The sequence below is a fragment of the Kitasatospora sp. NPDC127116 genome, assembly GCF_042677365.1.
GTDB lineage: Bacteria > Actinomycetota > Actinomycetes > Streptomycetales > Streptomycetaceae > Kitasatospora > Kitasatospora lactacystinica.
In genome coordinates this window covers 1-2,223 of the sequence record NZ_JBHXTL010000287.1, presented here as the reverse complement: position 1 = coordinate 2,223, position 2,223 = coordinate 1, and the positions used below count along the sequence as shown (strand labels likewise).

The window sequence follows — 2,223 nt, the reverse complement described above, 5'->3', positions numbered from 1 at the left end:
GCCGTAGGTCAGTGCGCCCCAGATCTCCCAGACGGAGAAGTCGAAGGCGAAGGAGTGGAACAGCGTCCACACGTCCTCGGGACCGAAGCCGAAGTTGCCGTCCGTGCCCCGTAGCCGGTTCACCACACTGCGGTGCTCGACCAGCACACCCTTGGGCACACCCGTCGAGCCCGAGGTGTAGATGACGTACGCGAGGTCGTCCGGGGTGGCCGACGGAACGGGGTCGGCTTCGGACTCGCGGGCGATCGACTCCTGGTCGGAGTCGACGCATACGGGGGTGAAGCCTGTCTGCGGGAGCCGGTCGAGCAGGCCGGACCGGGTGACCACCACCGGAGCCGCCGTGTCCTCGACCAGGAACGCCAGCCGGTCCGCCGGGTATTCGGGATCCAGCGGCACGTACGCGCCGCCGGCCTTCAGCACGCCCAGCAGGGCGACCACCAGGTCGGGTCCGCGTTCCAGGCACACCCCCACCAGAGCACCGGCGGCGATCCCGCGCCCGGTGAGGTGGTGGGCGAGACGGTTCGCCCGGGCGTTCAACTCACCGTAGGAGAGGGACTGTTCGCCGAAGACCACGGCCACCGCGTCCGGACACTCCCGCGCCCGCTCCGCCACCAGACAGTGCAGCGTCGCCGCGTCGTCGACGCGCGACCCACCACCACCCCACTCCGCCGACAGGGCCCGCAGCTCCGCCGCGCTCAGCATCTCCAACTCGCCCACCAGCGCCGTCGGATCGGCCACCAGCGACGACAGCAGCTCCACGAAGTGCCCGACCAGACGCTCGACCTCCGCATGCCGGAAAAGGCCCTTGTCGTAGGAGATGTTCACCTTGAGCCGCTCGCTGTCGTACACGATGGCCGTGATGGGGTAGCCGGTCCGCTCCACGTCGAGGCGGGAGGTGCGGACGAGTCCGTCGGGCAGTTCGTCCTCGCCCAGGCCGGGGAAGTTCTGGAAGACGAGGATCGACCGGAAGAGCTGCTCGCCCTTGGGAACGGCGCTCCACCGCTGGGCGTCCACCAGCGAGGTGTACTCGAACTGCCGCAACTCGACGTGCTCGGCCTGGAGTTCACGAAGCCACTCGGCCACCGGGAGCTCGGGCCGCACCCGGGCACGGACCGGCAGGGTGTTGATGAACAAGCCGATCATGGACTCCGCCTCGGGCAGCCCGTCGTGCCGGCCGGACATGATCGAGCCGTAGACCACGTCATCGCCTCCGCCGTAGCGGGAGAGCAGCAGCGTCCAGGCCCCCTGCACCACTGTGTTGACGGTCACCCGGTTGGACCGGGCGAAGGCGCCGAGCCGGTCCGTGGCCTCGGCGTCGAGCAGTAGCGCCACGTCGTCGAAACCGCGCTCGGCGGTGGCGCCGCCGATGCCCAGCGCCGTGGGCTCGGCGAATCCGTCCAGGTGGCGGCGCCAGAACCGCTCGGCACGATCCTGGGACTGCTTCCCCAGCCAGTCGATGTGGCGTGCGTAGGGAACCGGCTCGGCGAGGTCGGCGCGCGCGCCGTCCAGAGACGCGCGGTAGAGGGCGAAGACGTCCTTCATCACGAGCTGAGCGCTCCAGCCGTCGAGGACCAGGTGGTGGAACGTCCACAGGACCAGGGCACGGTCGTCCCCGAGCCGGACCACCGTCAGCCGCAGCAGTGGCGCGGACCCGAGGTCGAAGCCGCGAACCCGATCGTCCTCGACGAGCCCGTCAAGGCGGCGCTCCCGCTCGTCGGCCGGGAACGACCGCCAGTCGAGCACCTCGAAGGGCAGCTCGACCCGCCGCTGGACCACCTGCACCGGCTCGTCCAGGCCCTCCCACACGAAGGCGGTGCGCAGCACGGAGTGCCGGTCGACCACTGCCTGCCACGCCTCGCGCAACCGCGCCAGGTCCAGCGGCCCGGCGAACTCGTCGAGGAACTGCACCGTGTACGGGTGCACGTCCGAGGCGTCGTAGAGGCTGTGGAAGAGCATTCCGGACTGCAGCGGGGCGAGCCCGTACCTGGTCGGAGCGGGGCCGGTCGGCTCGGCCGAGCCCTCCTGCGCGGCTGCTGGCGTCTCGTGCCGGGCGATCTCGGCGACGGTCTGGTGCTGGAAGATCATGCGTGGGGTGAGGTGCAGGCCGTAGCGTTTGGCGCGGGAGATGACCTGGATGGTGAGGATGGAGTCGCCGCCGAGTTCGAAGAAGTTGTCGTGGACGCCGACGCGGTCGACGCGGAGGACCTCGGCCCAGATGCGGGT

At 70.3% G+C, this 2,223-nt stretch carries 1 protein-coding gene; it reads right to left on the bottom strand.

The genetic code is table 11. The features are described from left to right. A partial coding sequence (locus ACFVHV_RS43685) for a condensation domain-containing protein (RefSeq protein ID WP_380359453.1) occupies window positions 1-2,223 on the bottom strand: 2,223 nt, incomplete at both ends.